This window comes from Aliivibrio friggae (genome assembly GCF_057368515.1).
In genome coordinates this window covers 1,183,889-1,210,479 of record NZ_CM170649.1, presented here as the reverse complement: position 1 = coordinate 1,210,479, position 26,591 = coordinate 1,183,889, and the positions used below count along the sequence as shown (strand labels likewise).

Below are 26,591 nucleotides of genomic sequence, written 5' to 3'. Positions count from 1 at the left end.
TTATGGAAAAATTAACTCGTTTTGCACTAACTAATGCTCGCTTTACGCAAGTTTTTATCATCATGCTTTTTATTATTGGGATTTCTACATTTCTGAAATCACCCAGTAAAGAAGATCCTGAGATAATGATCCGTAACGCGATTGTGGTGGCTCAATTCCCAGGAATGTCACCTGACCGTATAGAAAAACTGATCACCAAACCTTTAGAACGTGAAATAAAACAAATCCCCGAAGTGTCAGAGATTAAGTCATGGGTTAGAACGGGTGTTACTCAAATTAATGTATCGGTTCATGATAAGTACTTCGAGCTGCAGCCAATTTGGGACACGTTACGTAATAGGATGGAAGAAGTCCAAAACAAATTGCCTGAAGGGACTTATGGACCTTATGTGAATGATGAGTTTGGACGAGTATATTCTGCGACTATTGCCTTAACTGGTGATGACTTTACGCCTCGTGAACGACGACGTATGGCTGAGTTTTTACAAGATAAAATGAGCACCTATTCAACCATTTCTCAAGTCGCATTATACGGGGTTCAAGAAGAGCGTATTTGGTTAACGCCAAAAGACGATACGATTGCAGAAAATAAGTTTTCGGTTAAACAGATAAAAACAAGTGTTCAAGCTCGCAACGTTGTTTTACCCGGAGGAACAATAGATGCAGGAGCATTAGAAGTTGTTATCGAGCCGTCAGGAAATTTTGAATCAGTTGAAGAGATTCAAAATATGGTGTTGTTTGAGCGAGACAGTGGACAGAGTGTCTACCTTCGAGATTTGATCGACTTAAGCCGAGGTTATGAAGACCCCTTCAAAACGCCCGTATTCTTTAATAATCAATCAGCGATTGTGATTGCTGCATCAATGGCAGATGGCACTCGCAGTGATGATTTCGGGGCAGATATTGAATCATTTTTAGCTGAATACCAAAAACAATTACCGGCTGGAATGGCTTTGGAATTAGCGACATTTCAACCTGAAAAAGTCACCGCATCAGTCTCTTCTGCAACCTCAAATTTAATGCAAACGGTTGTTGTTGTGCTTGCTGTTGTTATGCTTTTTCTTGGGGTAAGAATGGGCTTGATTGTAGGTAGTATCGTCCCTTTAACCATTCTATTAACCATTATTGGTATGTCGGTATGGGGCGTAGAACTGCAGCGAATGTCCATTGCTGCCATTATTATCGCTCTGGGTTTATTGGTGGATAATGGCATTGTTATTGCTGAGTTTATTAAGACTAAAATTTCAGAGGGAATGGAGAAGGTAGAGGCGGCGGTATTGGCGTCTAAAACCATGGCCTTGCCGTTACTAACGTCTTCACTGACCAGTATTTTGGCCTTTATGCCGTTATTATTAGCTCAAGATGTGACGGGAGAATATCTTCGATCTTTATCTCAAGTTATTACGTTAGCATTGTTGGCTTCGTGGTTCTTATGTCTATTTGCAACACCCGCCTTATGTGTTTGGTTCTTAAAATCGCCAAAACCAGGTATTAAGAAAGAGACACTAAAGAAAGAAACGCTTCTAACTCAAGCTTATAAAAACGTAATTGGTTATGCGCTTAATTATCGATTGTTGTTTATTTCAGCATGTGTAGCGTTATTTTTCTTGGCTATTTTTGGTTTGAAATTCGTTACGATTCAATTTATGCCAGGCTCTGAGCGTAATCAATATCTAGTGTTCTTAAATTTACCAGCAGGAACTACCGTTACAGAAACGACAAAAGTGACTCGTCGTTTAAATTCATGGCTATTAGATAAAGAGCAAAACCCAGACGTCACGAATACGGTGGCGTATATTGGCGATGGTGGCCCTCGCTTCTTCCTTGCACTAGCGCCAGTGGATCGTGCAACGAACCGTGCATCTATGGTGGTTAACACCACAGATACCGATTCTGCTTTAGAAATGGTCGCTAAAACTAATGATTTTATTGTTCAAGAATTACCAGAAGCCTCAGGGCAAGCCAAACGTATGTGGTTAGGCGGTACAGAGCTTGGGTTGATTGAATATAAAGTCGTGGGTGATGATGAGAACGTACTTAGGGTTATTGCGAGTCAAATTGAAAATGCGTTACATCATATCCCAGGAACCGTTGGTATTGATAATAACTGGGAAAACAGCGTCCCTAAAATCACTATTGATATTGATCAAACCGCAGCGCAAAGGGCAGGGATCACCAGTCGTGATATTGCGATTAGTTTGAATAGTTTTCTTGAGGGTTATGAAGTGACTAGTTATCGTGAAGATGATGATGTTATCCCTGTAATGATCCGTGGTAATGATGAGCGAAATGAAATTGGTAAACTCTTTAGTATGAGGATCATTTCAAGCAGTTCAGGTGAACCACTGCCGTTATTACAGTTTGCTGATTTCTCAACTACGCGAGAATCTGCTGTTATTCGACGTGAAGACTTGCAAAGAGTGATGACTGTCAGCGTTAAGCACGCCAATCTTCAAGCAAGTGAATTGAATAAGTTGGTGCAGCCTTACTTAGAGAACTTGAAGCTACCTGACGGTTATTCTATTGAGTTAGGAGGAGAGCTAAGGGGAGCAAGTAAAGCTAATGGAGCACTGTTTGGTTACCTTCCACACTGTTTTGCTGTTATGGTTTTGCTGTTGTTATTACAATTCAATTCTGTGCGTCGACCTGCCATTATTCTGCTGACGATCCCATTATCCTTAATTGGAGCGGTGAGTGGGTTACTGATAATGGATGCGTATTTCACTTTCCCAGCAATGCTTGGTATTTTCAGTCTCGCGGGGATCATTATTAATAATGGCATTGTATTAATTGATTGTATTGAGAGTAATCGAGCAGAAGGAATGTTGATAAGAGATTCGATTATTGACGCCTGTATGACTCGATTACGACCAATTGTAATGACAACATTAACAACAATACTAGGTTTAGTTCCACTGGCAATTTCTGGTGGTGAATTCTGGTATTCAATGTCAATTGTGATGATCTTTGGTATGGCGGTAGGTACGCTATTAACACTGGGTGTTGTCCCTGTATTGTACAGCTTGTTCTTTAGAGCAAATAAATACGACAGAGAAGCCAAAGCGTAGTTTGTTTTAAACCGAAAATAGATAATTTTCAAAGCCTGATCATGTTTATGGTCAGGCTTTTTCTTTTTGGTTTAGAATAGAAAGCGTTAACGTTATAATCAGGACTACCCCTTTACTTATTGGATATAGTAGACATGACGAAAAAATTGACGATTCTTGATATAGCTAAAATGGCTGGTGTTGGAAAATCGACGGTTTCTCGTGTATTAACCAATGATCCAAAAGTGAAGCCAGAAACTCGACTGAAAGTAGAACAGATAATTAAAGAGTCTGGTTTTACTCCCTCTAAATCCGCTCAGAGTATGCGTGGTGGCAGTCAAAAAGTAATAGGGATCATCACATCTCGTCTTGATTCACCTTCAGAAAATAAAGCCATTAGCGGCATTTTAGAGATTATTTATCAGCAAGGTTATGATGCCGTGATCATGGAGAGCCAGTTTGATACTCAAAAAACCAACGAGCACTTAGAGGTATTAAGAAAACGCAGCGTGGATGGTGTCATTCTATTTGGTTTTACAGACTGTGATATGGCTGAAATTGAGCGTTGGAATGAGCGTATTATCGTGATTGCAATGGACACGGATAAGGTGAGCTCAATTAATTACGATAATCATGGTGTTATCAGACAAGCGTTACATTACCTTTCTGAACTACACTTAACGAATATTGCGTATATCGGTGTTGATCCAAACGATAAAACAACGGGTAAATTACGTTTGGATGCTTACCTTGAATGGTGCCAAGAGCATGATCTTTTGCCGAATTTTGCCACAGGGCAGTTAGATCACAAAAGTGCTTATGCGTTAGTTGATTCTGTTCTTGATGATGAAATTCAAGCGATTGTTTGTGCTAGTGATACGTTAGCCTTAGGGGTTGCGAAACGTCTTCAAGAGCTACAGCGCAATGATGTTCAGATCACTGGTGTCGGTGGTAATGAGCTACTTTCATTTCTATTCCCCAACATTATTAGTATTAACCCAGGCTATCAATATGCAGGGGAGAGTGCCGCTAAGCAGCTTTTACAACAATTAGAAGCAAGCGTAAGTATCGCGCATCTAACCCAGCCTTTATCTCTTTAATATTGTCTAAAAAACACGCTTTATTGTGATCTGATTCACCTTGTGGGATTGTTCCCATTTATTTTTTGTTTCATCTTTGTAATTATACTTAAAACGAAATGGGAACATTCCCATAAATATAAAATAACAATCAACGTGGACAAAGGTATGAGTAAAATAGAGAGAAAGGACGTACAACGTTTGATCGAACTGATCGGGGGATCAGAAAATATCGCTAGCGTAAGTCATTGTTTGACTCGCTTACGTTTTGTATTAAATAACACCAAAGGTGCTGATGTAAAAGCGATTGAAAAAATCCCAATGGTAAAAGGGTGTTTTACCAACGCTGGGCAATTTCAAGTCGTCATTGGGACTGAAGTTGATGAAGTATTTAAGATATTGAATGAACTTTCAGGCGATAAAGGTGAGTCAAAAGAGGATGCAAAACTCGCAGCTCGCCAAAATATGAATATATTAGAGCGTGGTATTTCACATCTTGCTGAAATATTTGTTCCATTACTGCCTGCCATTATCACTGGTGGTTTGATCCTAGGTTTTAGAAACGTCATTGGCGATCTAAAAATGTTTGATGGCCAAACCTTGGTTGAAATCAGCCAGTTTTGGGCAACCGTTCATTCATTCTTATGGTTGATTGGTGAAGCTATATTCTTCTTCTTGCCTGTTGGCGTGTGTTGGTCAACGGTGAAAAAGTTAGGCGGGACGCCAATTTTAGGTATTACATTAGGGGTGACTCTAGTATCACCACAATTGATGAATGCTTATCTTATTGGTAAAGAAGTCCCTGAAGTGTGGGATTTTGGCCTGTTTGTTATCGAGAAGGTTGGTTATCAAGCACAAGTTATTCCTGCAATGCTAGCAGGGGTTGCACTGGCTTTTATTGAAACAAATTTAAAGCGCATCGTTCCTTCTTATCTATATCTTGTTGTTGTGCCTTTTGTTTCAATTATTGTTTCTGTCATTTTAGCTCACGCATTTATCGGTCCATTTGGGCGAGTGCTTGGTGATGGTGTTGCGATGGCTGCTAAAGCGGCAATGACTGGAGATTTTGCGATTGTTGGGTCTGTGATCTTTGGTTTCTTCTATGCGCCATTGGTTATTACGGGTATTCATCACACAACCAATGCGGTTGACTTACAGCTAATGCAAGAGTTAGGCGGCACACCTATTTGGCCATTAATTGCGTTATCAAATATTGCTCAGGCGTCTGCTGTTGTTGGGATTATCATTATCAGTAAGAAAAGTGGCGAACGTGATATTTCAGTGCCTGCCGCGATTTCAGCTTACCTTGGTGTGACTGAACCTGCGATGTACGGGATTAACTTAAAATATAAATTTCCAATGCTAAGCGCAATGATTGGTTCTGCTATGGCTGCGGCTATTTGTGGTGGGGCCGGCGTGATGGCAAATGGTATTGGTGTTGGTGGTTTACCTGGTATTCTTTCTATTCAACCACAATATTGGGGCATTTATGGTATTGCCATGCTAGTCGCGATTTTTGTTCCAGCAATATTGACACTTGCGATGTATAAACGCGCACAAACGAAAGATCAGCTAGATGTGTCAGCGGTATAAACAGTAATAAACAAATATGAAATAACACCTTTGCATGATGTGTATATGAACAGAGGTGTTCTCTTTTTTAGTGGTTGAGAGAATAAACATGACAAATTCAGAATGGTGGCGTACAGCGACTATCTATCAAATTTACCCAAAAAGTTTTTGTGACAGTAGCGATAAAGGTACTGGTGATATTCAAGGTATTATTTCTAAATTAGATTACCTTCAAAAACTGGGTGTCGATGCAATATGGCTAACACCAGTGTATCAATCACCGATGATCGATAATGGGTATGATATCGCTGATTATTACTCAATTAATCCAGATTTTGGCACCATGGCTGACTTTGATAATCTACTTGAAGAAGCAAAGTCTCGTGGTATACGCCTTATTATGGATATTGTGGTTAACCATACATCGACAGATCATCATTGGTTTCAATCTGCTTTGGGAAATAAAGAGAGTGAATACCGTGATTATTACATTTGGAAAGATCCAATCGATGGAAAAGCCCCAACTAATTGGCAATCAAAATTTGGTGGCAATGCATGGGCGCTAGATGAAGCGACAAATCAATACTATTTGCATCTGTTTGCTAAAGAGCAAGCGGATTTAAACTGGGAAAACCCAAAGGTTCGCCAAGAAGTAAAAGAAATCATTAGTTTTTGGGCTGAGAAAGGGGTTGATGGTTTTCGATTAGATGTTATTAACCTTATTTCAAAACCGAATGAATTTATTAACGATGAAAGTGGCGATGGACGTCGTTTTTATACCGATGGTCCTAAAGTGCATCAATACCTGCAAGAGATCAGCGACGCCGTTTTTCAAAAGTATGGCTCTGTTACCGTAGGTGAAATGTCATCAACTACGTTAGAGCATTGTCAGCAATACTCTGCTCAAGATGGTAAAGAATTATCGATGGTATTTAATTTCCATCACCTTAAAGCTGATTACAAAAATGGAGAAAAGTGGACCAAAGCTCCGTTTGATTTTTTATCGTTAAAGTCGATCTTCAATCATTGGCAAACTGGCTTAAATGGCAAAGGTTGGGGGGCTCTTTTTTGGTGTAACCATGATCAACCAAGAGTGGTGAGTCGCTTAGGTAATGATAAAGAGTACCGTGAATTATCCGCTAAAATGCTCGCTTCTTCGGTGCATATGATGCAAGGAACACCGTATATTTATCAAGGTGAAGAGATCGGGATGACCAACCCACATTATACGTCTATTGAACAATACCGAGATCTTGAAAGTACCAATATGTTCGACATTATGGTCAATCAAGAAAAATCAGTATCTGAAGCTGAAATGTTGGAGATCTTAGATCAAAAATCTCGTGATAATTCACGAACACCGATGCAATGGAATGGTACGAGTCATGCCGGTTTTACTCAAGGAGCACCGTGGTTATCTGTAGCTAACAATTATCCACAAGTGAATGCAGAATCCGCATTAACAAATCAAGAGTCGGTATTTTATTTTTATAAAAAGCTAATTCAATTGCGTAAAGATATCGATGTGATTACCACTGGGGATTATGTCGATTTGATGCCAGAGCATGAAGAATTGTTCTGCTATCAACGTGAAAATGAAACTCATCGATTAATTGCCGTTCATAACTTTTATGACAATGAAGTGGGATTAAGCCTTGATGTTCAAGGACAAGGCACTGAATATATTTTGAGTAATTATGGAGATATGGAAGCGGAGAAACCACAGGCGAGTATGGTTCTTAGACCTTATGAATGCAGAGTGATTCTTATTGAAAAATAATATAAATCTGAGTCATTATAAAAAATAGAACACATAAAAAACCTCGTAACTCAAATTGATTTACGAGGTTTTTATTTTAAATGTCGATCAATTATTCAACCGTAATGATACGCATACAGTTAGTAGAACCAACGATATCCATTACATCACCTTGAGTGATGATAACTTGGTCGCCAGAACTCAATAGGCCTTTCTCTTTTAGCGTACTGATTGCTGCGTACGTTGATGGAAGACCAGAGTCAGCGTTTTCATCAAAGAATACAGGCGTTACACCACGGTAAAGAGCAGCGCGGTTTAGTGTGCTTTCGTTACGAGATAAAGCAAAGATTGGTAAACCAGAGCTTAGACGTGACATCATTAGTGGAGTACGACCAGACTCAGTAAGCGTGATCATCGCTGTAATGCCTTCCATGTGGTTTGCAGCATACATAGTAGACATTGCAATCGTTTCTTCAGGTGTAGTGAAACGACGGTCTAAACGGTGATTAGATACGTTTACAGTTGGAACTTTTTCAGCACCAATACATACACTTGCCATAGACATTACTGTCTCAACAGGGAAGTCACCAGCTGCTGTTTCAGCAGAAAGCATTACCGCATCCGAGCCATCAAGTACGGCGTTAGCAACATCCATAACTTCAGCACGTGTAGGCATTGGGCTTGTGATCATTGATTCCATCATTTGTGTTGCAGTAATAACCGTACGGTTAAGGCTACGAGCACGACGGATAAGTTGCTTTTGAACACCAACTAACTCAGGATCGCCGATTTCAACACCTAGATCACCACGAGCAACCATTACCACGTCAGAAGCCATGATGATGTCATCCATTGCTTCTTCTGTAGCTACTGTTTCAGCACGCTCAACTTTAGCAACTAATTTTGCTTCAAGGCCCGCTTCACGAGCTAGACGACGAGCGTAGTTCATGTCTTCGCCGTTACGTGGGAAAGAAACCGCTAGGTAATCAACTTTCATCGCAGCAGCAGTGATGATGTCAGCTTTGTCTTTTTCAGTCAGTGCGTCAGCAGAAAGACCGCCGCCTTGTTTGTTGATGCCTTTGTTGTTTGATAAAGGACCAGCAACGGTTACTTCAGTGTGAACCTTGTTACCTTCAACTGAAGTTACTTTAAGTTGAACACGGCCGTCATCAAGAAGCAATACATCACCAGTAACAACGTCTTGTGGAAGTTCTTTATAATCTAGACCAACAGAGTCTTGATTACCTTCGCCTTTAGGTAAATCGCTATCTAGGGTGAATTTATCACCAATAGCTAATTGGATTTTACCGTCTTTAAAAGTAGATACACGAATTTTAGGACCTTGAAGGTCACCAAGAATAGCAACGTGAGTACCAAGTTTTGCAGCGATTTCACGTACTTTCTTAGTACGCATGATGTGGTCTTCTGGGCTACCGTGTGAAAAGTTCATACGAACAACGTTTGCACCAGCGGCAATGATTTTTTCTAGGTTATTATCACGATCAGTTGCAGGGCCAAGAGTGGTAACAATTTTTGTTCTACGTAGTCTGTTAGACATATTATCTCCAAGATGGATGTTGTTGTGTTTATTCTGTGATCAAGTAAACATATATCGAGAATGATGACAATTCCATGATTCAAACAAGGAAATTGTAAAAAACCATTACGCAATCGCTAAATATTTGTGTGTTTGTATAGAAAGTCGCCAGTTTCGTTTGATGCAAGTTTCAATACAAAGCTCGGTTGCTCGTGGTTTTTGGCTAATTGGTTGCAATGCAATGGTGACATCATCAAGCAGTTTTACACCGTCTAAGAGTGTTTCTAATTGCTCAATGTCTTTATTGGTACCAACAGGGTGTTTAATTTCGTTTGCACGCATTAAGGCTTCTTCTAAAACAGGAAGTTTGCCTTTCATATTAATCTTTGGTGATACGGTTACCCATGTATTTTCTGATGTTAGAACAGGGTACGTGCCACTGGTTTCGATCTGGCAACGGTAACCATGCTGTTCTAATTCTTCTGTTAATGGCGTTAAATCATACATGCATGGTTCACCACCTGTGATAACCATGTGCTTGGCTGTGTAGCCTTGTTCTTTAAGCATGTTAATAATTTGAGTACTAGTGAGCTCTGTCCAGCTAGGGTTATCTTGAGTTTTCGCTAAAATAGTGGCTAAATCAGTTTGGTCGCTGAGCTCTACATCCCATGTTTGTTTGGTATCACACCAAGAGCAACCCACAGGACAACCCTGTAAACGTAGGAAAATAGAAGGAACTCCGGTAAATGTGCCTTCACCTTGGATGGTTTCGAATAGCTCATTAATCTTAAATGTTGACGATGACATAATTATTTTACTCAAATAAAAAACTACAAAATTTGGTGGTTGAAATACGTGTTAAAGTCGCATTTTCAGTAAATATTTCATAATCTTCGTGATAGACATCACGTAGGTTAACACTTGGACTTCACAATTTGTTCGCAAAGTAAAAAAATGAAATTTGATGAAAAATTATTTATTGGAGAGACGCATGTACGTGGCCCAACCCGGACACATTGATCACTTAAAACAAGTAAATGCTGGACGGGTGTATAAGTTAATTGATCAACTTGGCCCTATCTCTCGAATCGACCTTTCTAAAAAAAGTAATTTAGCTCCTGCCAGTATTACAAAAATCACACGTGAATTAATTGATGCACACCTTATCAAAGAAACGCAAGTACAAGAAGCAAATAGTCGCGGAAGACCTGCAATTGGACTTGAAGTTGATAATGAAGGTTGGCACTTTCTATCTCTACGTTTAGGCAGAGGGTACTTAACAATTGCATTGCATGAGTTAGGTGGTGAGCAGCTCATTGAAGAAAGACAAACTATTCAGGAAATAGAGCAAGATGAATTACTTGCTAAATTATTGGTTGAGATTGAACTGTTTTTTCAAAAGCATTCTAAAGTGCTTGGAAGGATCACGAGTATTGCCATTTCATTACCAGGTTTAGTGATTTCAACACAAGGCCTTGTTATTCAAATGCCTCATTATAATGTTGATAATTTGCCTCTAGGACCCAAAATACACGAAGCAACGGGGCTGCCTGTTTTTGTTGGTAATGACACGCGTAGTTGGGCATTGGCAGAGAAGCTATTTGGAAACTCTCAAGAACACGATAACTCAATATTGGTATCAATTCATCATGGTGTTGGTGCTGGTATCATTATGAACGGTGAAGTTTTACAAGGCAGAACGGGCAATATTGGTGAGATGGGACACATCAAAATCAATAAACTGGGTGCTCGATGTCATTGTGGTAATTCAGGTTGCCTAGAAACAGTAGCCAGTGCTAAATCGTTACGTGACCAAGTTCAAAAGTTAATTAAGGATGGGCATCAAACGTCCTTAACAAATAAAGAGATAACAATAGAAAATATCTGTCTTGCGGCTAATGCAGGAGATATGTTGGCAAAACAAGTGATTACAGAGCTAGGTCATAACCTTGGCGAAGCAATTGCGATTATGGTGAATCTATTTAATCCTGAAATTGTATTAATTGGGGGAGAAATTAACCTCTCAAAAGAACTACTTTATCCTGTGATTATGGATGCAATTCAAAACCAAGTATTGCCACTGTATGCCAAAGACACTAAGCTAGTTGAAAGTCGTTTTTATACTCAAGCAACGATGCCGGGTGCAGCGTTAGTGAAACAAGCGATGTGTGATGGTTCGTTGTTAATGAGGGTAATTGAAGGGTAATATTTATAATCTTTTATTCTATAAAATAGCAGCTGAAATGAGCTGCTATTTTTATTTGTAGGCAATTAGACTTCGCGTTTAAGAAACTCAATAAAAGTATCAATATTTTCTTTTGAAACGTCTTTATGAGTAACAAATCGAATAGGGTTACTTGCAGACAGTAAGATATCTTGCTCTTTCGCTTTTTGTACAACGTCATGAATATCGATTTGACTATCTAAACGAGCAAAGACGATATTCGTCTGTATATGCTTAACATTAACGTTGAAACCAGCAACTGTATTCAGTTGTTCTGCTAAATACTTAGCGTTGCTATGGTCAATGGCTAATTGTGGTACTTGCTCTGTGAGCGCCAATTTTGCTGCAGCTCCTAAAATCCCCGCTTGTCTCATCCCACCACCGAGCATTTTTCTAATGCGGCGTGCTTTTTGGATATATTCTGTAGTGCCTAATAATAAAGAACCAACAGGGGCTGATAATCCTTTTGATAAACAAATTGTCATGCTGTCAAAATGCTGAGCTATCTCTTTAATATCAACATCCAGTGCAACTGCTGCGTTATAAACTCGTGCGCCATCAAGGTGAAGTTGTAAGTTGTGTTTATTTACAAACTCACGCGCTTGTGCCAGATAAGAAAGAGGTAAAACCTTACCATTAATTGTGTTTTCTAAACTCAGTAATTTGGTTCTGGCAAAATGAAAGTCATCAGGTTTAATAGCAGCTTCAAGCTTACTAAAGCAAAGTGAACCATCAGGATTGTTTTCAACAGGTTGAGGTTGAATTGAGCCTAATACCGCAGCTCCTCCAGCTTCATACTTATAATTATGCGCTTGTTGACCACATAAATACTCATCACCACGTTCACAGTGTGCCATTAAGCCAAGTAGGTTAGCCTGAGTACCTGATGAAGTGAAAAGTGCTGCTTCAAAGCCGTGTCGCTCTGCTGCCCATGCTTCTAATTCATTAATGGTAGGATCATCACCATACACATCATCGCCCACTAGGGCATTCGCCATAGCATCACGCATGGCTTGGGTTGGTCTTGTTACGGTATCAGAGCGAAAATCAATCATGTTTACTTCCTTGCATTGGCGCATTATATATTTTCAGATGAATACAGAATGGCAGTGTTATTATTATGTTTCACTTTAGAGCAAAGATAACATAGTGTTTATAAATGTGAAAATAATGTCGACAACAACTTTTATACATCGTTGATAGTACTGTTATTAGGTATTTATTAATCGAGCTTAATCATTATGTCTGCACTAACTTTAGTCACAGAGCCACATTCAATCCCTTTCTCTGTAGAAGCTGAACTCTCAGTTATCATCCCCGTTTTTAATGAAAGTGAATCGATAATAGAGTGTCATTCACGAGTTTGTTCAGTACTAGAATCACTTAACGAAGCATCTGAAATAATCTATGTTAATGATGGTAGTACGGATGACTCTTGGGGACAATTGTTTGAGCTCTCATCTCCTGCAAAGCATGTAACTATTACAACAATAAATTTGTCACGAAATTTTGGTAAAGAAGCCGCGATGAGCGCTGGCTTAGTTGAAGCTAAAGGGGATGCGGTAATATTGCTTGATGCCGATCTACAAGATCCCCCAGAACTCATTCCAGAAATGCTGACTGAATGGCGTAAAGGCTATGATGTTGTGGATATGAAACGCAAAAGCCGTGATGGTGAAAGTTGGTTTAAGATATTTACTGCCTCTCTATTCTATAAAGTAATTAATAACTTATCTGACCTACCAATTCCTGAAAATGTCGGAGACTTTAGGCTCCTTGATCGAAAAGTAGTTGATCAAATTAATCAGCTACCTGAGAAAACCCGCTTTATGAAAGGGCTGTTTGCGTGGCCGGGCTTTCGTCGTACCACATTAGAATTCAACCGTGATCCCCGTATTGCAGGTGAAACAAAATGGAACTATACAAAATTAATCCATCTCGCCTTTGAAGGCATTACCTCATTCAGCACTAAACCGTTACGAGTAGCAACAATGGCAGGTTTGTTTACCTCTGCATGTGCAATCGCAATGATGTTATTTGTGCTGTTTAAAACCGTATTATTTGGCGAGATGGTTGCGGGGTATCCGACATTAATCACCGTGATCTTATTATTGGGAGGGGTACAACTTCTTTCCATAGGCTTAATGGGCGAATACGTAGGTCGATTATTTATTGAAGCAAAAGGCAGACCGCTTTATTTAATTATGGATAAAAATAATAAAATAATGAGTGACAACGTCACTGAAGTAGAACAAAAACTAGGTTAGGTTAAGAATACATGAGCAATAATATAGAGAAAAATAACACGTTATTATGGGGCAAGATGGCAATGCTCCTAATTGGTTGTGTTTTGGTCGTTCGGTTGATATCACTCTTTTCATTCCCACTTATGGATACGACTGAAGCAAGATATGGCGAAATGGCACGTATCATGGCGGAAACGGGGGATTGGATCACCCCAATGTTTGATTACAACGTTCCATTTTGGGGAAAACCGCCGATCTTTACTTGGATCAGTGCTGCTGGTATTGAATTATTTGGTATCAATGAATTTGCAGTACGAGTGCCTCATTTATTGTTGACCGTACTAATGCTAGTAATGAGCTACTGGTTCGTTAATAGTGAATTGAAAAACAGAGTCTTAGCATTAACGACAGTTGCAATTACGGCAACCAGCGCGGTATTTATTGTGGTGGGTGGTTCAGTAATGACCGATACGGCATTAACCCTAGCAATAACTCTTGGAATGATGTCATTTTGGAAGTTTTCTCAAAGTGAGGTGAAAAGCAAAGAAGCCTATAAGTGGGGGTTGATTTTTGCTGTTGCAATGTCAATAGGAATGCTTTCTAAAGGGCCGTTAACTTTAGTTCTTGTTGGGATCTCTTTATTTGGTTGGTTAGCATTTAACAATCAATGGCGTTTGCTATTGAGCTTTCCGTGGATAAGTTCATTAGGTTTATTCTTTGCTTTATCTGTGCCTTGGTATATAGCGGCAGAATTAAAAACTCCAGGATTCTTAGATTACTTTATTGTCGGAGAGCACTTTAAGCGCTTTGTGGTTAGCGGCTGGGAAGGTGACTTATACGGCTCTGCTCACAAAGAAGCGAGAGGGATGATTTGGGTCCATTGGTTAGGTGCCGCGTTACCTTGGTCCCCATTATTAATTTGGCAGACGATTAAAGGATTACGTAGTGGTGATGCTTCAGAAAAAGGAAAGCCATCATTAAGAAGCTTTCTTTGGTGTTGGATGTTAGCTCCAATGATTTTATTCACCATGTCAGGAAATATATTAGCCAGTTATACCATGCCAGCGATCCCTGCTATGGCGATATTGGTGGCAATGAATATTAATTTTGAGAGTAAAAAGCAATTCACTCTGGTTAAGATTTGTGGATTAAGTATTTCGGTTATCTTGATCATAGTAACGGGTTTACTAGGAAATAACTTAACCAGTAAGCAGGCGGAGAAAGGGCTACTTACATCATGGAAATTACAATCAAACCATACAGAACTGCCTTTGTATTATGTAGGTAAACGTCCATTTTCGGGCCAATTTTACTCTGATGGTTTAGCGCAGCAAGTGACAAATCAAGAAGAAATAACAACACCAAGCTATGTAGTTATTGATACTAAAAGAATTGAGTCGATTAACGGTTGTAATGCCATTGCTGACTCTAAGAGAAGACGCTTACTTTATTGTCCATAAGGATAAATTGAAGTGAAGTAGATAAAATAAATCCCGATGTAATCAATGATTAGGTCGGGATTTTTTTGAAAGAGCTATGGCGTGGTGTGAGAAAAAACCCATTTATCGGCAAAATTAAAATTAATGATCATGCCAAGTAAGATGCCAGGGATCATTAAAAGATAAGGAATAGTAGAGATAAATAAGTCATGATTTAGCCCTAGACTTTCAAAAAGGGAAATAAAGAAACCCAGCTTTGGGATCAATAAAGCGTAACAGCCCCAGTTTGGAATAAAGCCAAAGCAAGAAGACGTCAGAAACTTTAACCATTCTTTCGTTTTGTTTTTGCTTTGTTGCTTTTTAAAAGTGAGCTGACGGTTGAGCCACCAGTTTGACGAGGCTGCCACCCAAAATGAACCAGCACGAGCAGAAGATATAGGTAGCCACTGTGATAAGAGTGCCATAGCCGTCACATCGACCACAAATCCAGCCCCACCAACTAGCCCAAATAGGACTGGTTTCTTTTTATTCATATACACTAACTCATGAAAATCATAGAGAGTAACTATAGAGTTGAGAGTGTAAAAAAAGCGTGAAAATAGAGAAATACGACTAATTGGGTAGATGAAGTGGTTATTAATCAAGCGATTGTATCAATATCTAACTATGTACCTTCTAAAAATTACATTATACTCAAGAGAAATGTGGTATCTGAAATGTAAGGGAATGTAATGCAAGGTAACTCAATAAGAACCAGTGCAGAGCGAGCGTTGTTATCAGAACGTATTCAAAAACTGACAACCGCGCTATCTGATGGGGTATATGAAAGAGAAGATACAATGAGGTTGTGTCTGCTTGCTGCACTCTCTGGTGAAAGTGTATTCTTGCTTGGTCCTCCAGGTATCGCGAAAAGTTTAATAGCAAAACGATTAATTAAAGCGTTTGATAACAGTAGTTATTTTGAATATTTAATGACAAGGTTCTCGACACCAGAAGAGGTGTTTGGGCCATTATCAATTCAAGAACTTAAAGACAATGGAAAATACGTTCGATTGACTCAAGGGTATTTACCTACGGCTCAAGTTGTCTTCTTAGATGAGATTTGGAAAGCGGGTCCTGCCATTCTTAATACCTTGTTAACTGTTGTTAATGAAAAAACCTTTAAAAATGGTAATGAAATCCTTCCAGTTCCAATGCGCCTTCTTATTTCCGCCTCGAATGAATTACCGGATGAAGACAGTGGTCTAGACGCCTTATATGACCGTATGTTAGTTCGCATATTTGTAAATCGAATCCAAGATAAAAACAATTTTAAATCTATGTTGATGACGGGCACGATCCAAGAAACTGAAATCGACCCAACATTAGTCGTTACAGATGCGGAATACCATCAGTGGCAAAAAGAGTTTGATGGACTGACCCTATCCGAAGAAGTATTTGAAAAACTGTTTGAGCTAAAAACAATGCTTGAGAAACATAATGCGTCTTATGATGATTCATTATATGTTTCAGATCGCCGTTGGAAAAAATCAGTTAAATTACTTAAAGCCTCTGCATTCTTTAGTGGTCGTGATGAAATTAATCCAATGGATTTACTGTTACTTCAAGATTGTTTATGGACAACCCCAGATAACCGCGAGCAAGTAAGAGAAAGTATTCGTTCTTTTGCTTCGGACAAAGCGTTTGACCAAAAAAATGTCTCAATGAACATAGAGATGATTCAAACCGATATCGCAGAGATGGAAGCGCAAGTTCTTGTTGAACAAGGCATTGCTTTTCATATTGAATCTGGCGGTAATCGTTTGATGAAAAAAGAAAGCTTTGAATTTGATTTCAATAAAGGAAAACGTTACAGCGTTGGTCATACGAATCAACTGGTGAAGTTTATTATGTTGCAATCAAATATGTCTGTTTCTGAAAGTGAAAAAGGGGACAGTCGTTGGGTGTATGTTAACCCTGAAGAGCTGGCTAAGCAGATGAAAGAAGGCAGAGCCACGGTGTATGGTTATGTAAACCAGAATCAAAACCTGTGCAGCTTAACGTTTGAATTGGATGCTGACTCCAGATTAGTAATCAAAGATATCGCAAATCGTTCTGTTCTTGTTGGTATGGTCGGTCATAATGATCCTACACAGGTTCAGTTTGACGAGTGGTCAAAAAAGATCGCACATAATCAACGTCAACTGGATGAAGCAGAGCATCAATTAAGAAAAAGTCGTGCGCAATTTCATGCGGCACTGCCTCATCATTTTATAGAAGAGGGCTTGCCATCTGTGATTGAAAATAGCTTGCATCTTTTGGGGCAGCGTATTGAAAGTTGTAAAACTCAATTTGATGGAGCAAGTCGTCGAATGTTGAAATTTAGTGATTACTATTCTTAAAAGTATGGTGTGTCTTAGTATGCGGGGAGATTTATGTTAGGTGTAGATGCATTAAACTTGGTAGTGATGGTTGCCGAATCAGGGATGATAGACTCCTCAATTACTGAGATTTTATCAAGACCGCAATTCTTAACGGCGGCTAAATCTAACCCTAATATAAAACCCACCCTTAAAAACCATATCTTAAAATGGCGTGGCAAAGTGAAACACAAGATGACAAAAGTGTGTGAAACTGAGCGTATACAAGAAGAGCTGGCTTTATATCAAGAAGTAATACACTGGAGTGAAGATGGGTTCTATCAAAAGATAGAGGAAGTGGTTGTTAAGTTAGAATGGCACTCTTCATTTTATATTGAAGCCAGTAAATTGGTAAAAAATAACAAAGGGTTATTTAACCCAATGTTTCCTCGTTTTTTTTGTGAGCGCTGGTACGAAAGCCTTTCCGATGCGATAAAAAAAGCGCAATTAACAGAACTTAAAGAAGATAAAGAGAAGCTGTTAGCCGATTTATATCAACGGATTGAAACACTGAAAACGATGGAATCAGTTTCAGCGGAAGGTGATGAAGCGCAGATAGGTAAACTCTGGGACATGGCATCGGCAAGATTAACAAAGTCAAATGTTGATATCATGAAGCTTCATGCTCGTTTTCTTAAGAAAAATAAAGGCCTACAAGAGATAGCTGCAAAGCTGGGTCGTATGGCTAATGAAGCACAAGATCATGACCGTTCACAAGCCGTTGCTGAAGAAGTCAAAGTGGTGGAAGAGAAAAGTGATTTTGTTACTGACGATATCGTAGGCATACAGGAAGGAGATGATCTCAGTCGATTATTACCAAATGAAACGTTATTCTTATCTCACCCTGAACTTGAAGTGATTTTTTATCAGCACTTAGTCGATAAACGCTTAATGAATTATCGTATGGAAGGAGCTGACAGAAAATTGCGTAAAGTCACTGCTCAATCAAGAGCATCAAATAACGCTCTGATTGAGAAAGGGCCATTTGTTATCTGTGTTGATGCATCAGGCTCAATGAGTGGCTTCCCAGAGCAGTGCGCTAAGGCTCTTGCCTATGGGCTAATGCAAATAGCATTGGCAGAAGAGCGAGATTGTTACGTGATTTTATTTTCAACTCAACAAATCACCTATGAGCTATCAAAACAAGACGGGCTTAAAGAAGTTGCAGACTTTTTATCGTATAGATTCCATGGTGGGACAGATTTAGAACCGGTGTTAGAGCAATCAATTGAGCTTATGCACGGGGATAAATACAAAAATGCAGATTTAGTTGTATTGTCAGACTTTATAGCACCAATGCAATCTGAACATATCGATGCGATGATAGGGGACTTAAAACAGTGTCAGAATCGTTTTCATGCGGTGTGTCTATCTAAATATGGAAATCCAGCATTAATGGCGATGTTTGACCATACTTGGTCTTATCATCCATCAATGCTAGGTAGATTAACGCAAATCAGATAATTGCGTTATTCTCCATCTCTCACAAAGCGAACTTTACTAAAACCTAATTTAGTAAAGTAGCTGTGACGGAAATCCTTTACTGCACCAGGGTTACTTGATGCCATTTCCACTTGCTTAAGCATGGTATCAAATTTTGAGATATCAATGCCTTCAGCTGCCGCAGCGGCTTCAAATGGGCCGTGAAATTCACGGAACGAAAAAGGGATCTCTTTCGTTTCTGATTTATAAGTGTAACGAACAGTACGAGCCATTATAATTCCTCGAAAAAAGGTGGCTTGGCCACCTTTAACATCAATTACTTCTTAAAGATGTCAGCAAGTTCACGTCTCATGATTGGATCACGACGTGCTTTCTTAATTTGCTTAGTAAGATCTTTCACACAGTTATGAAGAACTTGGTCAAGAAGCTGAGAGCGATATTCTGCTTTAGCGTCGTCGTCCATGTTTTCAGGAAGTTCGATAGTTTCGAACTCAGCCATGAAATCATAACCAGCGTAGCTTTGGCTTAAAGAAACTAATGCGTGGAATTGCTCAAAGTTATCTAGAACTTGTTGAGCACTTCTTGGCATTTCATCCCAAGATTCACGAACAGCAATTTCTGCAACTTCATGAACAGAAACAAGCATGTGCCACATTTCTTCAGGAACGCTTTCAAACTCAATTACTTTTTTAAGTTCTGGAGAGATAGTTGCTAAATCAATAGCTTCTTTTTTTGTATTTTCAACTTCAGACATGGGCATTTCTCGTCATATAAAAATGAAATGGTAACCAGACCACAAGAAATGTCAATTCTATTCATAACAGTAAAGGTAAATTGGGAAGTAATTGTTCTATTTAGAAGCAAAAAGAAGGAATAAGGGTCACAAAGTCACGCTTTATACTTAAAGGAATAACTCTTAACGCCGATAGGGTTTAAAGGAATAACAATACTTGGATTAATTATGGTTAGAATTTTATCACTTTGCACTTCATTATTATTAGTGGGCTGTGTTTATCAAGGTAACTCTTTATTAGATACAGCACCTAAAACTAAAGAAGAGACGCCACACCCAACATTTGAAGACCCTTATAAGTCATCAGCAGAGGAAACAGAATCTGTAGAGGTGACTCATACGCTAACTGGGCCAAATGGCGAGCTAAAAGATGATGATATGAGAAAAGTGGCAGAACAATTAACTGAGTTAGGTGTTACTTATCATGAAGTGAGTGATGATCAGCTTGTAATTTCGATTCAAGAGAAGGTTCATTTCTCTAGTGCAAAAGCGGAATTAACGCCATTAGCAAAAAACTTATTAAATAAACTTATCTCTGTTATGGCAACAAAACCTGAACTTGCTTTGGTATTGGATGGACACACTGATGTAACGGGTAATGCGGTTAATAATCAGAATTTGTCAGAGATGAGATCAAACGAAGTTCGTCGTTATTTATTAGCCAATAAATTGAATGCTGCACAGCTTTATTCTCGTGGCTTTGGTGAGTATTTACCATTATGTGACAACGAGACGCTTCTTGGACGAAAATGCAATCGCCGAGTAGAGATTACCGTGCTGAAAATTCATTGGTAGAAATTGAGAGATAAAATGCAAACTGGATAGGGGAAACCATTATCCAGTTTGTGATTTATATTATTGAGTAGAGATTACAGGCTCTACATATGCCTTAGTACCCCACAGTGGTACTGTAGACAGGCTGTGTTTAAAACTACCTTCGGTTTCTTTAGTTGTATAAGATAAGTAAAGTAGAGTTTGGTTTTCTGCATCATAGATACGTCTAACTTTCATCGATTTGAAGAAAATACTTTTCGATTGCTTGAACACAACTTCACCTGATTTACCTCTATCAATTTGAGCTATCATCTCAGGGGTAATCTCGCCCGTTTGACGGCATGAGATTGAAGAGTCACTTGGGTCAGCTAGACTTAAGTTCGCTTCAACTGAAGCAATGTGGCAAGTCACACCAGGAATTTTGTCATCATCAAGGTTTGAGATTTTGATGTCTTTCATAGTAAATAAGCCTAGCGACACATCGCCAACCTCGTTATCTGAGCAGCCAGCAAGTAATCCTACAATACTTAACGCTATTAGTAATTTTTTCATAAAGTTATTCTCTAAATGGGCGATACAGTAACTATAACATTAAATGTGATTTTTTAGTGAAGAGGATCTCTTTTGAGGTCAAAGCCTTTTTATTAGGCGTTGAGGTTTCTACTCATTAGCAGTGATTACTTGTTAAGGTACGTAGAGCTAAAAGAGGGTAAATATGAGTGTTTCATTTATTAGAAATACGCTAGTATTTATTTTATAGAATTTGATTGTGGATTATATTGTGAAAAAACAAATCATTACCGTTTTGATGATGGCAGCATTAATGGCCGGTTGTAGTTCTGCACCACAACAAAGAATGTGTGTTCCTGATTTTTGTAATATTTGGGGGCAATGATTTTTAGTAGCTCATTTTTATTGTTAGATTCAACGTATCTATTTAATTAATTTAAGCTTATAATCAATAAGTTCAAGACATTGTTAGGATTTTAAAATGAAAGTATGTGGCGTAGAGCTTAAAGGTAATGAAGCAATCATCTGTTTAGTGAATAAATCAGATGGCATGATTGACCTACCAGATTGTCGTGTTGCTAAATTTGATATTACTGAGCCATCTAAAACGGAATCTATCCGTGATTTTCAGTTTAAATTTAAAAAATTAATGCAAGATTACCAAATTGAAACGGTTGTAATTAAAGAACGTTTGATGAAAGGTAAATTTGCTGGTGGCGCTGTTGGTTTTAAACTAGAAGCCGCTATTCAACTTATTGATGACATTGAAGTTGAAGTACTAACTGCAGCAGACCAAAAAGCAAGCCTTAAACGTGCACCTGAAATGGTACGTGTAAAAGAGATTGGCCTTAAAGGTTACCAACAAGAAGCATATGAAGCTGCTTATGCTTTCTTAAACCTCTAAAATTTAATGATATAAAGGATGGGTAACCATCCTTTTTTGTAGGTGCTATGACGATTAATTCTGAAACATTCCATCAGCAAAAGCTGGCTTGGTTAGTAAATCAAGTTAATGTTGACTTTCCTACACCTGAAAGTGTAAAAGGTCGCGATGTTTACTTAAAGCAACCTGCTAAAGACGCTGTAGAACATCTATTCTCTGAAGTTTCCCTTCCTGAGACAGTATCCGTTTTACCTGTTACAGAACATAGATTAACTATTCGTTGGGCAATGACAGTGGCAAGTCAATGGACTGCCGAATACGATGATATGCTTGAGTTTTTAACTCAAATTGATCTGTGTGATGAGTATCAATTGTTTGTTGCTCTTGATGGTATGAAACCGATCGCAGCATGTTTATCTCACGTTGCTGAAGATATCATGTATGTTTCTGACATCGCGCTAACCAGTGATACTATCAATGAAAGTGGCTTTTTAAGTGCAGTGATGGCTCAGCAGTCTATCAAATTTAAAAATACCTTTAAGACTTGCATTAAAAACTAATTTTTTGTTTGTTTATTGAGCGATAAATGTATGCGTAATTACTCTTCATTATTGTTTAGTTTATTTATAGTGTTTTTCTCGTTGAGTTCTGCTGCGCAGGCTGCTGGTACAGATAAACCGATTAATATTTTGGTTTTACACTCATACAGTCCTTCTTATGAGTGGACCAAAAATATTGAAGACGGAATAAAAAACACAATTAAAAATAGTGATAGACCAATTCGACTGTCCATTGAGTATATGGATTCAAAACGAATTAAAGGTAATGAGTATAGAGCGCAATATACTATTTATTTAGAAGCTAAGTACACAAGAGATTACTTTGATGCGATTGTTGTTTCTGATGATAATGGACTCAACTTTCTTATTCAAAATGGCGACCAGTTATTTCCTAGCATTCCTATTGTTGCTGTTGGTATAAATAATCTTAATATTGAACTCGGTTCGTTAAAAGATCGAACCACGGTTTATTATGAAAGGGACCATATTTCTAAAAATTTAGAATTGGTTCAATCTCTTTTTCCTCAAACAAAAAACGTTTATCTGCTTAGCGATGATAGTTTAACGTCTCAACTCATCCGCCGTCGATTTTTAAATGAAGCAAAAAACTTTCCAAATTTAACCATCATTACCATTAGTGATAAACCTCTGGCAGAAGCCGCATTATTCTTATCGCAACTTCCTCCTAAATCGGTAGTTTTTTTAACGCACTATAATACTGAATTACAACAGGGGCGATATTATGATTATGCGTCGGTGGCTTCTATATTAGCAAAAAATAGTTCAGCGCCAATCTTTGTGTTTTGGGAACATTATATTGGCTATGGTGTGCTAGGTGGTTATGTTAACCGTTCATACTCACTAGGCGTTCAATCGATTTTATCACTAAGCCATAAATTGAAATTTTCATTGATTGATAGTGTGATAGATTTTCCTACCGCATGGGAAGGATTTGTCTTTGAGCATGGGGTAGTTGAAAAGTTTAAGTTAGAAAAAGAAGATTTGCCATACGCATCAAGGATTGTAAATAAACCATCCTCATACCTTTATGAAAATAGAAATATAATCACGGTAACCGTTCTCTTAATCGCAATGATGTTAGGGATAATTATTACTCAGTTCATCGCTATTCGTCGTAAAAAAGAATTGAACGAGAACAAGTCACATATTTTAGCTCTACAAAATAAAACGTTAAACGTACAAAGGGAAATGATTGAAGTTCTCGGAGAGGCGATTGAAACACGCTCAGGAGAAACGGGAAATCATGTACGTCGTGTAGCTAAAATGTCACGATTGTTAGGTAAGATATATGGCTTGCCTAAAAGTGAATATAAACTTATTGAAGTGATAAGCCCAATGCATGATGTTGGTAAAATTGGGATCCCTGAAGCAATATTGGATAAGCCTGGAAGATTAACCCAAGAAGAAAGAGTGATTATTGAAACTCATACTGAAATTGGCTATAAGTTGTTAAGCTCTGGTGATGGCGAACTAATGCAATCGGCCGCTAGAATAGCATTGGAACATCATGAACGCTGGGATGGGAAAGGGTATCCAAATAAACTCGCCGAACATGAGATACATATTTTTGCTCGTATTACTGCCATTACTGACGTGTTTGATGCATTAATGAGTAAACGTTGCTATAAAGAAGCATGGCCGCTAGAAAAGGTTGTTGAGCTGTTTACTCGAGAGTGTGGGAAGCAATTTGATCCAGAATTATGCGATTTGTTTCTTAGAAATATAGATGAATTTGTAGATATACGCCAACAATACCCAGATTGAATTGTTAACTATACGCTGTGAACTCATACAAATAAAGCCGACGATTCAAAACTGAATGGTCGGCTTTTTGTTATTTGAAATAAAGATTATCCAATAAAGCTAATGTAGGTTTGTAAAATAATTAAATTTACAATATCGATAAAGAACGCACCTACAATAGGTACTACCATAAATGCTTGTGGAGAGGGACCAAAACGAGAAACTAATGATCCCATGTTCATTACCGCGGTAGGCGTTGCACCTAGGCCAAAGCCACAGTGTCCGCCTGCCATTACAGCCGCATCATAGTTTGAGCCCATAGCACGGAACGTAATAAAGTATGAGAACAATGCTAATACAACAGTTTGAACCGACAGAATAACTAACAATGGAATGGCTAAATCAAAGATATTCCATAATTTTAGACTCATTAATGCCATAGCTAAAAATAGAGCCAGTGAGACAGTACCCAAGATATCCACGGTCTCAGTATCTATTTTATGAACCTTAGTCACTTCAGTAATGTTGGTAATGAATACACCAATAAACAAGGCGTAGACAAAATCAGGGATTTTTAGCCACGCAATATCAAAGGTAGCTACAAAATCACCAAGATAACCAGCACCCACAACACAAAGTAAAAGTACGAATAGAGTTTCAATTACTTTTTTAGCGGTGACTTTTTCTTCTTCGCGTTCATTATAGGTTACTACTTCAGGGAAGCGGGTATGTGTATCGATTCCTGTGCCGTATTCAGATTCAAGCTTATGTTTATGAATTAGCTTTTGAGCAATAGGGCTACCGATTAATCCACCCATAATTAAACCAAACGTTGCTGATGCCATTGCAAGCTCAAGCGTATTTAGATGATACGTTTCAGCAAACGTCTGCGACCAAGCTGCACCAGTTCCGTGACCACCAGATAGTGTAATAGAACCTGCAATTAATCCCATTAACGGATCAAGTCCCATTAAGCTAGCAAGGCTGACACCAATACCGTTTTGGATAATGATGTAAACAGAAGCGACAGCAAGGAATAAGAAGACTTTAGTTCCTCCTTTTATCAATTGCTTATAATTTGCCGCTAGACCAACCGTACTAAAGAACATCAACATGAATGTACTTTGTAATGGTAAAGAGAACTGTAAGTTAATTCCCTGGAAGTGCAATAGCGTAATAGCGACAGCAACAATTAACCCACCAACAATCGGTTCTGGGATGTTGTATTTTTTAAATAGCACAACTTTTGAATTGATTAGGTGACCTAAAAATAGCACCGCAATGGCAATTAAAAATGATTCTAGTGCGCCAATAGATAGAGTGTTTGACATAGTACTCCTACGTTGAAATATCATTCCTTTTTTTCATTAAATAACACTAACGAAAATAAATGAAGAATAAATGTATTTTAATGCATTTACCTTGAAGGATATTGTCTGATTTTAAGGGGCGATAGTACCATTTTTATCAATGCGATAGGGTTATCGTGAAGTAAAATATATAAATTCACTGTTATGGTTGCTATTTTTAATGATGTTTTTGGTAGTTATTCATCGTAAAACAAGACAATACTTCCACCACGTAGAGCACTACCTACATTAAAAGTGAAACCAATGCCTACATTATCCACAAGGGAAATCCATTTTCTAGTATCGATTAACCATGCAATATTGAACTCATAATAGTAATCAGTACCTAGAGGTTCGTTCACATCACCACCAAGATCTACACGCTTTGCTTTTAAGTAAAGAACTTGAGCCAAGCGATTCCAATGCGCCATGTTGTATCTAAGTTGAACGCTATTTACAAAGCGCCACACTTCAGGATTAACATCAGAACTAACATCTGATGACCCACCAAAACCTTGGCCAAATGCATAGTGATAACTATTATTGAATCGCCACTCTCCCCAGTCTGTTTCTTTTTTGTACTCAAATGTGATTTTAGGTTCAATCACAAATGTATTCGTCGTTACGTTATAGTAATTACCATCGAGGTAAGGGGATAGAGTTTGGCTAAAACGTGAATTATATTTATGTGTATTTTTGTAATGCATTAAGTGGAAAGCATTGCCAAAGGATATGGTCCAGTTCTCACGGAAAACATAATTTTGTGCGTATTCAGCATAAAGACCAAAGACTTCATCTAAATCAGAATCTGGAGAGGATTTATCATCAAATTTAACATCAATATCAGTATTTACATAAGAAGCTCGTAAGGTAACTTCATGACTCCAGAGAGAATCGGGATCATCAGTTAACTCAAAGGTATAAGGGAGGGAGTAAACCGTCATTTTACTGCGTAAATCAATAGAATCGGAGCTACCAATATTTTCGTTATCGGTTTCTAAATAGTTATTAGGATTAAAATCAGCGATACCAAAGGTGATCATATTACTATCAGATAGAACTAACGAGGTCGCGAATGCAGCTTCAAATCTATCGGCAGGGGTAATATCCCGGGCAATAGCCTTGTCCATTACCACATTAAGTAATAAAACAATAAGAAGGGAGATTGGTCCGCGTAGCATGGTCAGTCCTTTGAAAAGAGTTACTCATAATG

At 38.4% G+C, this 26,591-nt stretch carries 22 protein-coding genes; 13 read left to right on the top strand and 9 right to left on the bottom strand.

The window, feature by feature from the left end; translation table 11 throughout:
* The first annotated feature begins 2 nt into the window (after nucleotides 1-2).
* From AC2INI_RS18935 to treC, 4 genes are all read left to right on the top strand, one after another.
* Nucleotides 3-3,068 carry an efflux RND transporter permease subunit gene (locus AC2INI_RS18935; RefSeq protein ID WP_486306019.1) on the top strand — a complete coding sequence of 1,022 codons (3,066 nt, stop codon included), beginning with the start codon at nucleotides 3-5 and terminating at the stop codon, nucleotides 3,066-3,068.
* A gap of 134 nt (nucleotides 3,069-3,202) precedes the next feature.
* On the top strand, nucleotides 3,203-4,147 hold the full coding sequence (treR, locus tag AC2INI_RS18930; protein ID WP_122033549.1) for a trehalose operon repressor TreR: 945 nt from the start codon (nucleotides 3,203-3,205) through the stop codon (nucleotides 4,145-4,147).
* A 147-nt stretch (nucleotides 4,148-4,294) separates the two neighbouring features.
* Nucleotides 4,295-5,719 (top strand): PTS trehalose transporter subunit IIBC, encoded by a 1,425-nt coding sequence (gene treB / locus AC2INI_RS18925; RefSeq protein ID WP_486306018.1) that lies wholly within the window; start codon nucleotides 4,295-4,297, stop codon nucleotides 5,717-5,719.
* A gap of 88 nt (nucleotides 5,720-5,807) precedes the next feature.
* Nucleotides 5,808-7,478, top strand: coding sequence for an alpha,alpha-phosphotrehalase (treC, locus tag AC2INI_RS18920; protein WP_486306017.1), 1,671 nt, complete (start codon nucleotides 5,808-5,810; stop codon nucleotides 7,476-7,478).
* Nucleotides 7,479-7,569: 91 nt separating this feature from the next.
* Here treC and pyk read toward each other — a convergent pair whose 3' ends face one another.
* Both pyk and queE read right to left on the bottom strand, forming a co-directional pair.
* Nucleotides 7,570-9,015, bottom strand: coding sequence for a pyruvate kinase (gene pyk, locus AC2INI_RS18915; protein ID WP_122033552.1), 1,446 nt, complete (start codon nucleotides 9,013-9,015; stop codon nucleotides 7,570-7,572).
* A 105-nt stretch (nucleotides 9,016-9,120) separates the two neighbouring features.
* Nucleotides 9,121-9,801 carry a 7-carboxy-7-deazaguanine synthase QueE gene (gene queE / locus AC2INI_RS18910; protein WP_486306016.1) on the bottom strand — a complete coding sequence of 227 codons (681 nt, stop codon included), beginning with the start codon at nucleotides 9,799-9,801 and terminating at the stop codon, nucleotides 9,121-9,123.
* 184 nt (nucleotides 9,802-9,985) lie between these two features.
* Here queE and mlc point away from each other — a divergent pair, with 184 nt between their 5' ends.
* Nucleotides 9,986-11,200, top strand: coding sequence for a sugar metabolism global transcriptional regulator Mlc (gene mlc / locus AC2INI_RS18905; RefSeq protein WP_486306015.1), 1,215 nt, complete (start codon nucleotides 9,986-9,988; stop codon nucleotides 11,198-11,200).
* Nucleotides 11,201-11,265: 65 nt separating this feature from the next.
* Here the strand turns inward: mlc and ltaE are convergent, their stop codons facing one another.
* Complete coding sequence (gene ltaE / locus AC2INI_RS18900) at nucleotides 11,266-12,270, bottom strand: low-specificity L-threonine aldolase (protein ID WP_486306470.1); 1,005 nt, start codon at nucleotides 12,268-12,270, stop codon at nucleotides 11,266-11,268.
* A 189-nt stretch (nucleotides 12,271-12,459) separates the two neighbouring features.
* On the opposite strand from ltaE, the gene AC2INI_RS18895 reads away from it, so the two are divergent.
* Nucleotides 12,460-13,485 carry a glycosyltransferase family 2 protein gene (locus AC2INI_RS18895; RefSeq protein ID WP_486306014.1) on the top strand — a complete coding sequence of 342 codons (1,026 nt, stop codon included), beginning with the start codon at nucleotides 12,460-12,462 and terminating at the stop codon, nucleotides 13,483-13,485.
* Nucleotides 13,486-13,496: 11 nt separating this feature from the next.
* Complete coding sequence (locus AC2INI_RS18890) at nucleotides 13,497-14,924, top strand: ArnT family glycosyltransferase (protein ID WP_486306013.1); 1,428 nt, start codon at nucleotides 13,497-13,499, stop codon at nucleotides 14,922-14,924.
* Nucleotides 14,925-14,998: 74 nt separating this feature from the next.
* Here the strand turns inward: AC2INI_RS18890 and AC2INI_RS18885 are convergent, their stop codons facing one another.
* Nucleotides 14,999-15,436: a GtrA family protein gene (locus AC2INI_RS18885; RefSeq protein ID WP_486306012.1), complete on the bottom strand. Its 438-nt coding sequence runs from the start codon at nucleotides 15,434-15,436 to the stop codon at nucleotides 14,999-15,001.
* Between the two features lie 198 nt (nucleotides 15,437-15,634).
* On the opposite strand from AC2INI_RS18885, the gene AC2INI_RS18880 reads away from it, so the two are divergent.
* The gene (locus tag AC2INI_RS18880; RefSeq protein ID WP_122033559.1) at nucleotides 15,635-17,284 is read left to right on the top strand and encodes an ATPase RavA domain-containing protein; all 1,650 of its coding nucleotides are present in this window, start codon (nucleotides 15,635-15,637) and stop codon (nucleotides 17,282-17,284) included.
* 33 nt (nucleotides 17,285-17,317) lie between these two features.
* The gene (gene viaA / locus AC2INI_RS18875; RefSeq protein WP_486306011.1) at nucleotides 17,318-18,766 is read left to right on the top strand and encodes an ATPase RavA stimulator ViaA; all 1,449 of its coding nucleotides are present in this window, start codon (nucleotides 17,318-17,320) and stop codon (nucleotides 18,764-18,766) included.
* Nucleotides 18,767-18,771: 5 nt separating this feature from the next.
* Here viaA and AC2INI_RS18870 read toward each other — a convergent pair whose 3' ends face one another.
* Together AC2INI_RS18870 and AC2INI_RS18865 are read right to left on the bottom strand one after the other, a co-directional pair.
* Entirely contained in the window at nucleotides 18,772-19,017 is a 246-nt protein-coding gene (locus AC2INI_RS18870) for a DUF2960 domain-containing protein (protein WP_122033561.1), read from the bottom strand.
* Between the two features lie 44 nt (nucleotides 19,018-19,061).
* Nucleotides 19,062-19,499, bottom strand: a complete 438-nt coding sequence (locus AC2INI_RS18865) for a DUF3069 domain-containing protein (protein ID WP_122033562.1) — start codon at nucleotides 19,497-19,499, stop codon at nucleotides 19,062-19,064.
* Between the two features lie 207 nt (nucleotides 19,500-19,706).
* Here AC2INI_RS18865 and AC2INI_RS18860 point away from each other — a divergent pair, with 207 nt between their 5' ends.
* Entirely contained in the window at nucleotides 19,707-20,333 is a 627-nt protein-coding gene (locus AC2INI_RS18860; protein ID WP_486306010.1) for an OmpA family protein, read from the top strand.
* Between the two features lie 60 nt (nucleotides 20,334-20,393).
* Here AC2INI_RS18860 and AC2INI_RS18855 read toward each other — a convergent pair whose 3' ends face one another.
* Nucleotides 20,394-20,864, bottom strand: coding sequence for a CreA family protein (locus AC2INI_RS18855; RefSeq protein ID WP_122033564.1), 471 nt, complete (start codon nucleotides 20,862-20,864; stop codon nucleotides 20,394-20,396).
* Nucleotides 20,865-21,303: 439 nt separating this feature from the next.
* Here AC2INI_RS18855 and AC2INI_RS18850 point away from each other — a divergent pair, with 439 nt between their 5' ends.
* Genes AC2INI_RS18850 through AC2INI_RS18840 form a run of 3 tightly spaced genes read left to right on the top strand, consistent with a single transcriptional unit; the run spans nucleotide 21,304 to nucleotide 24,050 of the window.
* Nucleotides 21,304-21,726, top strand: coding sequence for a DUF3010 family protein (locus AC2INI_RS18850; protein WP_122033565.1), 423 nt, complete (start codon nucleotides 21,304-21,306; stop codon nucleotides 21,724-21,726).
* 47 nt (nucleotides 21,727-21,773) lie between these two features.
* Nucleotides 21,774-22,265 (top strand): hypothetical protein, encoded by a 492-nt coding sequence (locus AC2INI_RS18845; protein ID WP_486306009.1) that lies wholly within the window; start codon nucleotides 21,774-21,776, stop codon nucleotides 22,263-22,265.
* A gap of 30 nt (nucleotides 22,266-22,295) precedes the next feature.
* Nucleotides 22,296-24,050 (top strand): HD domain-containing phosphohydrolase, encoded by a 1,755-nt coding sequence (locus AC2INI_RS18840; protein WP_486306008.1) that lies wholly within the window; start codon nucleotides 22,296-22,298, stop codon nucleotides 24,048-24,050.
* A gap of 86 nt (nucleotides 24,051-24,136) precedes the next feature.
* Here AC2INI_RS18840 and gltS read toward each other — a convergent pair whose 3' ends face one another.
* Complete coding sequence (gltS, locus tag AC2INI_RS18835) at nucleotides 24,137-25,360, bottom strand: sodium/glutamate symporter (protein ID WP_122033567.1); 1,224 nt, start codon at nucleotides 25,358-25,360, stop codon at nucleotides 24,137-24,139.
* A gap of 215 nt (nucleotides 25,361-25,575) precedes the next feature.
* The gene (locus tag AC2INI_RS18830; protein ID WP_486306007.1) at nucleotides 25,576-26,559 is read right to left on the bottom strand and encodes a Solitary outer membrane autotransporter beta-barrel domain; all 984 of its coding nucleotides are present in this window, start codon (nucleotides 26,557-26,559) and stop codon (nucleotides 25,576-25,578) included.
* Nucleotides 26,560-26,591: the final 32 nt, after the last annotated feature.

Coding starts and splice junctions, on each gene's coding strand:
- AC2INI_RS18935 (WP_486306019.1), top strand. CDS start 3: ATGGAAAAATTAACTCGTTTTGCACTAACTAATGCTCGCTTTACGCAA.
- treR (WP_122033549.1), top strand. CDS start 3,203: ATGACGAAAAAATTGACGATTCTTGATATAGCTAAAATGGCTGGTGTT.
- treB (WP_486306018.1), top strand. CDS start 4,295: ATGAGTAAAATAGAGAGAAAGGACGTACAACGTTTGATCGAACTGATC.
- treC (WP_486306017.1), top strand. CDS start 5,808: ATGACAAATTCAGAATGGTGGCGTACAGCGACTATCTATCAAATTTAC.
- pyk (WP_122033552.1), bottom strand. CDS start 9,015: ATGTCTAACAGACTACGTAGAACAAAAATTGTTACCACTCTTGGCCCT.
- queE (WP_486306016.1), bottom strand. CDS start 9,801: ATGTCATCGTCAACATTTAAGATTAATGAGCTATTCGAAACCATCCAA.
- mlc (WP_486306015.1), top strand. CDS start 9,986: ATGTACGTGGCCCAACCCGGACACATTGATCACTTAAAACAAGTAAAT.
- AC2INI_RS18895 (WP_486306014.1), top strand. CDS start 12,460: ATGTCTGCACTAACTTTAGTCACAGAGCCACATTCAATCCCTTTCTCT.
- AC2INI_RS18890 (WP_486306013.1), top strand. CDS start 13,497: ATGAGCAATAATATAGAGAAAAATAACACGTTATTATGGGGCAAGATG.
- AC2INI_RS18885 (WP_486306012.1), bottom strand. CDS start 15,436: ATGAATAAAAAGAAACCAGTCCTATTTGGGCTAGTTGGTGGGGCTGGA.
- AC2INI_RS18880 (WP_122033559.1), top strand. CDS start 15,635: ATGCAAGGTAACTCAATAAGAACCAGTGCAGAGCGAGCGTTGTTATCA.
- viaA (WP_486306011.1), top strand. CDS start 17,318: ATGTTAGGTGTAGATGCATTAAACTTGGTAGTGATGGTTGCCGAATCA.
- AC2INI_RS18870 (WP_122033561.1), bottom strand. CDS start 19,017: ATGGCTCGTACTGTTCGTTACACTTATAAATCAGAAACGAAAGAGATC.
- AC2INI_RS18865 (WP_122033562.1), bottom strand. CDS start 19,499: ATGTCTGAAGTTGAAAATACAAAAAAAGAAGCTATTGATTTAGCAACT.
- AC2INI_RS18860 (WP_486306010.1), top strand. CDS start 19,707: ATGGTTAGAATTTTATCACTTTGCACTTCATTATTATTAGTGGGCTGT.
- AC2INI_RS18855 (WP_122033564.1), bottom strand. CDS start 20,864: ATGAAAAAATTACTAATAGCGTTAAGTATTGTAGGATTACTTGCTGGC.
- AC2INI_RS18850 (WP_122033565.1), top strand. CDS start 21,304: ATGAAAGTATGTGGCGTAGAGCTTAAAGGTAATGAAGCAATCATCTGT.
- AC2INI_RS18845 (WP_486306009.1), top strand. CDS start 21,774: ATGACGATTAATTCTGAAACATTCCATCAGCAAAAGCTGGCTTGGTTA.
- AC2INI_RS18840 (WP_486306008.1), top strand. CDS start 22,296: ATGCGTAATTACTCTTCATTATTGTTTAGTTTATTTATAGTGTTTTTC.
- gltS (WP_122033567.1), bottom strand. CDS start 25,360: ATGTCAAACACTCTATCTATTGGCGCACTAGAATCATTTTTAATTGCC.
- AC2INI_RS18830 (WP_486306007.1), bottom strand. CDS start 26,559: ATGCTACGCGGACCAATCTCCCTTCTTATTGTTTTATTACTTAATGTG.